Below are 7998 nucleotides of genomic sequence, written 5' to 3' on the forward strand. Positions count from 1 at the left end.
ATTTATGAGAATCTTCTCGTAACCTAGCGTGTTGGCTTTTTAGTTTCCTGCTGCACTTTCAACTGATCTTGTAACTCTGCAAGCCGAGCATTTAATAGCTGAATACGTTGTTCCTTGTTGCGTAATGCCAATTCTAACTGTGTTACGTTTCTTTGTAATGTAACGGTTTTTTCTCGTGCTGTCATAACTTTTAATGATAAATCTGCACTGGTTTTTTGCTGTAATGTGTCTTTTTTCGCACTTCCATTGCTTGAATCTTGGTTACTTTCAGCGACCAGTGACATTTCAGCTTGCTGCAGGCGATATTTGGCTTGACCTGATCGAGGATGTGTTGTCTGTGCTGCTATTTGATTTATAGCTGTATTCTGACGAGATGGTGTTGTATTTAGATTGAAATTTAAACGAGACCCTTGTCTTAAACGATTTGCATTGCCACCAATAAAAGCATGCTCATTCTGTGCTTTGATCTGATTCATAACTTTAGCAACAGGCTGTTGTATTTGTGATGCGATTTGTTGCGCAATACTCCACAAAGATTCATTACGCTGCACGACATGCTGTTGAGCTGAGTTATTAGATGCAGTCATGGAATTGCTATTTGTGGCAGGTGCTTTCTTTTTAGCTTGTTGTGCAGTTTGTGTAGGTTGTTGTTTTTTAAATTTCTCTTGTGGTTCGGCTGGCTTTGTATCGAGTGGTTTTGATTTTTTTTCGATTGGTGTTGGTGGTTGACTCGCAGTTTGAACTGGCTGAGCTGCGACTTGAACAATAGGCTGTTTAGTCATGGTAGGCGTTGGATTTGATTCAACTTTTACTGGTGCAGTCGTATTTATATTATTTGTTTCGATTTTAGGGCTAATTTTTGCAGTTGCAGTGTCCTGATTTTGGCTTGGTATCGGCGTTGTAACAACAGATATTGCTACTGGAGAGCTTTGCTTTGATTGTGAGCTATTTAATATGGGTGGTAAAGCTGAGGAGACATTTAATAAATTTTCTTGCTTTAAATTAAGCTCTTTTACATTTGTTGCAATCGGTGAACTGAAGCGAGTGCTTTCGGGTAAATTGAGCGCAATATCTTTTTCACTGACAATATATTTAGGTGAAAGTGTTTTTTCATTCGCAGCTGCTTTAGCGTATATCGCTCTCGAACTTTGTCCTATAGGTTGCTTAATATGCTTTAAATGTGATGCACCACTTTCTTGTATTTTAAGAATAATATTAAGTTCACTGTCTATCATTGGACGTGTAGAAGTGATCACAATCACCCCTTCACCTTGTGAATTGCGACGTGTATAAAAATTTAGGCCACTCGGAGGCTGATGAGCAGCACCCATCATTAAAAGATCTTCAGGTGTTGCTAAGCCTACATCTAATTTTGCGGTAGGATCAGCTTGATGAAAACTCATTTCTGCATAGAGTAATTCACCAGGTGCAGATTGGATTTGCAATGGATCGAGTGTAATCGCATAAAGGTGTTGCGAAGAAATGATGGCTAAAATGGCAACTTTTAATTTGTTATAAACAGTCATCTCGATCCATGAAAAAGTGATGTTTTAGTCAATTCAAAAGTATACATTACCGTGATGTAAATGAATTGTAAAATATTCATGTTTGATAAAAAACAAAAGCCGATCAAATGTGATCGGCTTTTGTTTTTTAAATGTTTTTGCTTAAGCGTTCTTGTATTCAACCAAAATACGAAGCATACGACGTAAAGGTTCAGCAGCACCCCAAAGTAGCTGATCGCCTACTGTAAATGCACCTAAATATTCTTTACCCATATTGAGCTTACGTAAACGACCAACTGGAACTGTTAAAGTACCCGTCACAGCAACAGGAGTAAGGTCAGTCATAGAGGCTTCACGGGTATTTGGAACCACTTTCGCCCATTGGCTTGATTGACGAATCATATCTTCGATTTCATCAAGCGCAACATCTTTTTTCAACTTCAAAGTAATGGCTTGAGAGTGACAACGCATTGCACCAATACGAACACAATGACCATCAATAGGAACAATCTGTTGATTGCCTAAGATCTTGTTGGTTTCAACTTGACCTTTCCATTCCTCTTTTGACTGACCACTTTCAAGCTGTTTATCGATATATGGGATCAATGAACCTGCTAATGGCACACCAAAGTTAGACTTTGGAAAACCTTCGCCACGTTGCAACTCGGCAATTTGACGGTCAATATCAAGAATTGCAGATTTTGGATCATCCAATAACGTTTTAGTATTGTTATATAAATAGCCCATTCCAGTGATCAATTCACGCATGTTTTGCGCGCCCGCACCAGAAGCTGCTTGATAAGTCATCGAAGTTGCCCATTCCACTAAATTATTTTGGAACAGAGAGCCTAAACCCATCAACATTAAAGAAACTGTACAGTTACCGCCAACGAAAGTTTTAGTGCCGTTGACTAAACCATCTTTAATCACGTTTAAATTGACTGGATCAAGTACGATGATCGCATCATCTGCCATACGTAGTGTAGATGCTGCATCAATCCAGTAACCATCCCAACCTTCAGCTTTTAGCTTAGGGAAAATTTCAGATGTATAATCACCACCTTGACAGGTTAAAATGACATCCATTTGCTTCAGACTGTTAATGTCTGACGCATCCATAAGTGCTGGTGCAGTCTTACCACCAAATGAAGGCGCTTCGCCACCTGCATTACTGGTAGAAAAATAGAATGGCTCAATATGAGCAAAATCATTCTCTTCAACCATACGTTGCATAAGGACAGAACCCACCATCCCACGCCAACCGACCAGACCTACTTTCATGTCATTGTGCCTCGGTATTTCAAAAAACTTTTAAGGGGTTTGAGTGTATCAAAAGCGACCACAACTGCAAGCTTTACGTAAATAAAACGATAATTTAATTGAGTGAAATAACTTGTTTGTATTAGATAGAAAATTGATAAAGCCATAACTTTATTGAGAATCTAAGACATCCCCACGAGAAAAATGAACATGATATGGATTCAGATTTGTGCAGTATTGGTTATATGGCTTTCGTTTTGGTCATTAATCCCCAGAGATGAGTGGTGGTTTAGAGGTGCAGACTTTCCGCGCTTACAGATTCTGGCACTCGGTCTCTTCTCCTTTTTTGCAATGTTATTTGCCATTCCCAAATGGACCTTGACTACCGAGTTGCTGTTTGTTGGACTGGTCGCAGCAATCGCTTATCAGTTGAAAATGGTTCTTCCATATACCCCGATTTGGAAAAAACAAGTTCAAAAAGTTAAGCCTGAGCAAATCAATGAAAACCAGCAAATCTCATTGCTGGTTGCCAATGTATTGACGCCAAATGATAAATATCATTTATTACTTGAGCATATAGACACACTAAAACCTGATGTTGTGCTGACATTAGAGTCAGATTCAAGTTGGCAAAATGCGTTAGTTCACATTGAACAAGATTATCCTTATCGCGTGCCCGTACCTTTAGATAACTTATATGGTATGCATCTATATAGCCGCTTGCCATTGCACGATACAGAAGTGAAATTTATCTTAAGTGATGAAATTCCATCTATACACGCTTCGGTAACATTACGTTCAGGTATCCAAGTTCAGTTATATTGTTTACACCCTAAACCACCAAGCCCAACTGAAGCTAAAGATTCAACTTTAAGAGATGCCGAGCTTTTAATTATTGGCGATCGAATAAAAGATTTGGATGAAAGTTGTATTGTCATGGGGGATCTTAATGATGTGGCATGGTCACGCACCACGCGATTATTTCAACGAATCAGTGGTTTGCTAGATCCACGGATAGGTCGCTATTTCATGAATACTTTTCACGCAGATTATCGACTTTTACGTTGGTCTTTAGACCATATCTTTCATAGTACTGACTTTGGCTTAGTGGAAATGAAACGCTTATCTCATATAGGTTCTGATCATTTTCCAATTTATGTCGTTTTACAGACGGGTCGTATTTTTGAGCAACAGCAGGAAGAACTAGAACAAAGCGCTGAAGATGAACAAGAGGCTCAAGAAGCGATTCGGGATGGTATAGAAAAAGCAGAACAAGAGCACAAGCAAGTTGTTGATGAATTGGCTCAGCCTTATAAGTGACTCAATAGAATGAAATGGCAAATATCGTGATGTAAGCAATATCGTACATTGATTTAAGTCTACGGCGAATAGTCGAGTTTGATCAAAAGATTTATTCTAAATACATCAGCACATGGACGCAGGAATGGATTTCCGTTTAAGGATAACAATGCTGAGATGGAAAAAGCATTATGGATATGATGCATGCGATGGAAGCAAGATAATAACAAAGATGTGAAAGCACAACCTCATTTGCCCGAGTTTTGCAGGATGCGAAACTCGGGCTTTAATTTTCTCTAAATATTAATAAATTTTTTCGTAACCTTCTGCTCGGGTTTTGAATCTACGGTGAAACCACATCCATTGAGTTGGTGCAATGCGCAATTGAGCCTCAATAATTCTATTCACCCGAATTGCATCATCGAGTTCATTTTCACTCGGCATATTTTCAACAATAGGCTCAATCAAAACTTTGTATTGTGGATTACGAACATCACCATAACGATAAAAATAAAGCGGGATTGCAACAGATTTGGAGATTTTTAATAGACGACGATGTGCAGTAACAGTGGCAGCAGGAACACCAAAAAAAGGCGCCATGACACCTTGTTTTAAGCCAAAATCTTGGTCTGGACTATACCAAATCGCACCGCCATCTTTTAAGCGACGAACTAAGCCTCGCATATCATCATGATCAATTTGCTGTTGATAAATGGTTGCGCGACAACGATAAATCAGCATATCCAACATCGGATTATTCTGAGGACGATAGACCACATCAGGCTCAAAATATTGAGCACAAATATAACCACCGGCATCCAATAAAGTACTGTGTGTACCTAGCAATAAGATACCTTTGCCTTGAGCTTTGGCTGAGTTGATGTGCTCTAGCCCTTCAATACTATGGCGTCCTTTAAACCAATTTGGACAATACCAAGCATTCAATGTTTCAAATACACCCAACATCATGTCGACAAACACTTGTTTTGCTTGTGCTTCAACCTCAACAGGAGACCATTCAGGAAAGCAAACTTCCAGATTTCTGATTGTGGTTTTTCGACGTGATTTGAGCAAGTGCCAGCATAATGAGGCTAAACCATGTGCCAAGCGCCATTGAATTGCCCAAGGTAAGATTGCTAAGAGCATGAGAAAAGTGATGGCGATCCAGATTTTCCAATACTTAGGGAGTAAAAATTCCCATTGAAACTCACCAGGAATATAAGACGATTGTTGGCTCATAAACTAGAAATATGAATGATATTGAATTTTGAAGCAGTGTAACATGAAGTCGGTTTTACGACTTTAAATCTAAAAGATAAAGCACAGCCTTTTTGTGTATAGATAAATAATTATTTTGATCAGGAGACCATGTTGAAACAGATAAGCATACTTAAGGGAGACATTACCCAGATTGTAGTGGATGCTATCATCAATGCAGCAAATACCTCACTTTTAGGTGGAGGTGGGGTGGATGGTGCAATTCATCGTCGTGGAGGTGCCGCGATTTTGGCAGAGTGTCAAAAAATCCGTGCCAAACAAGGTGGTTGTGCAGTAGGTGAAGCGGTGATAACCACCGCAGGAAATCTACCAGCAAAATATGTGATTCATACTGTTGGACCAACATGGTTCAATGGTGAGAAAAACGAACCAATTTTATTAGAAAATGCTTATCGTAATAGTTTTAAACTCGCTGATCATCTGGGTTTAAAAACAATTGCCTTTCCAAATATTTCAACAGGAATTTATCGATTTCCTAAACAACTTGCTGCTCAAATCGCGTTTAAAGTGATTAATGACGAGTTAAAACAAAGTCAGTCAGTCCAAGAAGTAATTTTTGTTTGTTTTGATGATGAAAATTTTAATATTTATCAGTCATTAAAAGATGATTTTGAAATCTAAGCATTCATTGGGTTTTAATAGAGCATCTATCCATATAATGATAGATGCTCATCATCTGATTAATTGCCTTTCGACATATTTTCTAAGATGTCCCAACGTTCCAATTTCTCAAGCAAAGATTCTTCAATTTCTGCTAAACGTTGACTCGCTAAAGTTGCAGCATTAGCGTCAGAGACAAACCAAGAACCATCTGCAAGTTTTGCTGAAAGTTCGGCTTGTTCTTTTTCTAGCTTTTCCATCTCAGCAGGGAGTTGTTCTAACTCACGCTGATCTTTGTAACTCAGCTTGACCTTCTTTGGTACTGATGCTACGACAGCCGCTGCTTCGGCTTTGGCTTGCGCTTTTTTCACATCACTTTTCTGATCAACCACTTTTTGGTCAGGGCGTTGTTCCAAGTAATCTTGATAGCCACCAATGTATTCATCAATATTGCCCTTACCATCGAATACCCAAGTCGAAGTGACGACATTGTCCATGAAAGCACGGTCATGCGAGATCAGTAACAAAGTGCCTTTGTAGTCAGACAGCATTTCTTCAAGCAACTCAAGTGTTACCATATCCAAGTCATTGGTTGGCTCATCCATCACGATCAAGTTCGATGGTTTGAGTAATAGCTTTGCTAATAGGATACGGTTTCTCTCACCACCAGAAAGGGCTTTCACAGGTGTGCGTGCGCGTTCAGGTGAGAATAAAAAGTCCTGTAAATAACTATAGATATGACGACGGTTACCATTCACATCGACAAAGTCTGAGCCTTCCGATACGTTCGCCATAACGGTTTTTTCGAGGTCGAGTGCATTACGAAGTTGATCGAAATAAGCCACTTCCAGTTGAGTACCTGTTTTCACCGCACCGCTATGTTCAATTTCACCTAGAATCGCTTTGATGAGTGTGGTTTTTCCGACACCATTATCACCGACTAAACCGATACGATCACCACGTAATACGATCGCTGAGAAGTCTTTGATTAACGGTTGCTCACCATAACTGACGCTTAGGTTTTCAATCTCAAACACTAATTTGCCTGAACGATGAGCTTCTTGTGTCGCCATACTGACCTTGCCTTGCTGTGAACGACGCGCTTTAGATTGTTCACGTAAGTCTTTTAAGGCACGGACACGGCCTTCGTTACGGGTACGGCGTGCTTTAATCCCTTGACGAATCCAAGCTTCTTCTTCTGCTAATTTTTTATCAAATAAAGCATTTTGTTTTTCTTCAGCTTCCATTTGCTGAGCTTTGAGCTCTAAATAGCGTGAATAATTGCCTTCATAACCACGTAAAACACCACGATCGAGTTCAACAATACGTGTTGCAATGCTATCTACGAAAGAACGGTCATGTGAAATAAATAAAAGAGTTAGATTATTTTGATCAAGTAAGAACTTTTCTAACCATTCAATACTTTCAACATCCAGATGGTTTGTCGGTTCGTCCAGTAATAACACATCAGGTTGGGTAAGTAGGGCACGTGCCAAGAGCACACGACGCTTACGTCCACCTGATAGATCTGCTAAATCTGCATTTGGATCTAGCCCCATTTTACCTAAAATGGTATTTACTTTGTTTTCAAGTGCCCAACCATCGAGCTGATCGAGCTTGTGTTGTAACATGCCCATATGGTCGCAGGCTTCCATATCGCCTAATACACAGGCATCACTGGCTTCATGATAGGCTTTGAGTACGGTTGCAGCTTCTCCTGCGCCATCAGCAACAATATCGGCCACTTTGCCTGAATCCATCGGCACGTCTTGGGCTAACATTGAAACAGTTAAACCATTTTGAATCGAAACTTCACCTGTATCAGGTAATAAACTTCCCTCAATCAGTTTTAATAAAGTAGACTTGCCTTCGCCATTACGACCAATTAAACAGACTCGTTCGCCACGTTCTAGGTTAAAGTTCGCGCCGTCGAGTAGAGAGATGGATCCGTAAATTTGAACAACTCCTATAAGTGATATTCTGCTCCTCAAATGATGTTATAAACATCAATATATGGAGTATTTTATGGCACGTAGACCAAGAAGAAATCATTCAA

At 39.6% G+C, this 7998-nt stretch carries 6 protein-coding genes; 2 read left to right on the forward strand and 4 right to left on the reverse strand.

Translation table 11 applies throughout. The annotated features are described in order from the left end of the window. Positions 1-23: 23 nt before the first annotated feature. Positions 24-1526 carry a FimV family protein gene (locus tag CDG56_RS06135; protein ID WP_087547268.1) on the reverse strand — a complete coding sequence of 501 codons (1503 nt, stop codon included), beginning with the start codon at positions 1524-1526 and terminating at the stop codon, positions 24-26. A 141-nt stretch (positions 1527-1667) separates the two neighbouring features. Beyond that, positions 1668-2786, reverse strand: coding sequence for an aspartate-semialdehyde dehydrogenase (asd, locus tag CDG56_RS06140; protein WP_004659097.1), 1119 nt, complete (start codon positions 2784-2786; stop codon positions 1668-1670). Positions 2787-2975: 189 nt separating this feature from the next. On the opposite strand from asd, the gene CDG56_RS06145 reads away from it, so the two are divergent. Continuing rightward, positions 2976-4085 (forward strand): endonuclease/exonuclease/phosphatase family protein, encoded by a 1110-nt coding sequence (locus CDG56_RS06145; protein WP_087547271.1) that lies wholly within the window; start codon positions 2976-2978, stop codon positions 4083-4085. A 282-nt stretch (positions 4086-4367) separates the two neighbouring features. Here CDG56_RS06145 and CDG56_RS06150 read toward each other — a convergent pair whose 3' ends face one another. Next, positions 4368-5303: a hypothetical protein gene (locus tag CDG56_RS06150; RefSeq protein ID WP_004659087.1), complete on the reverse strand. Its 936-nt coding sequence runs from the start codon at positions 5301-5303 to the stop codon at positions 4368-4370. 129 nt (positions 5304-5432) lie between these two features. Between CDG56_RS06150 and CDG56_RS06155 the strand changes: the two genes are divergently transcribed. Then, a complete protein-coding gene (locus tag CDG56_RS06155; protein ID WP_087547269.1) occupies positions 5433-5963 on the forward strand; it encodes an O-acetyl-ADP-ribose deacetylase in 531 nt (176 codons plus the stop codon). Positions 5964-6022: 59 nt separating this feature from the next. Here the strand turns inward: CDG56_RS06155 and CDG56_RS06160 are convergent, their stop codons facing one another. Beyond that, entirely contained in the window at positions 6023-7921 is a 1899-nt protein-coding gene (locus CDG56_RS06160; protein ID WP_087547272.1) for an ATP-binding cassette domain-containing protein, read from the reverse strand. Positions 7922-7998 lie beyond the last annotated feature (77 nt).

Origin of the sequence: Acinetobacter sp. WCHA39, assembly GCF_002165385.1 — a bacterium.
In the GTDB taxonomy this organism is placed as follows: Bacteria; Pseudomonadota; Gammaproteobacteria; order Pseudomonadales; family Moraxellaceae; genus Acinetobacter.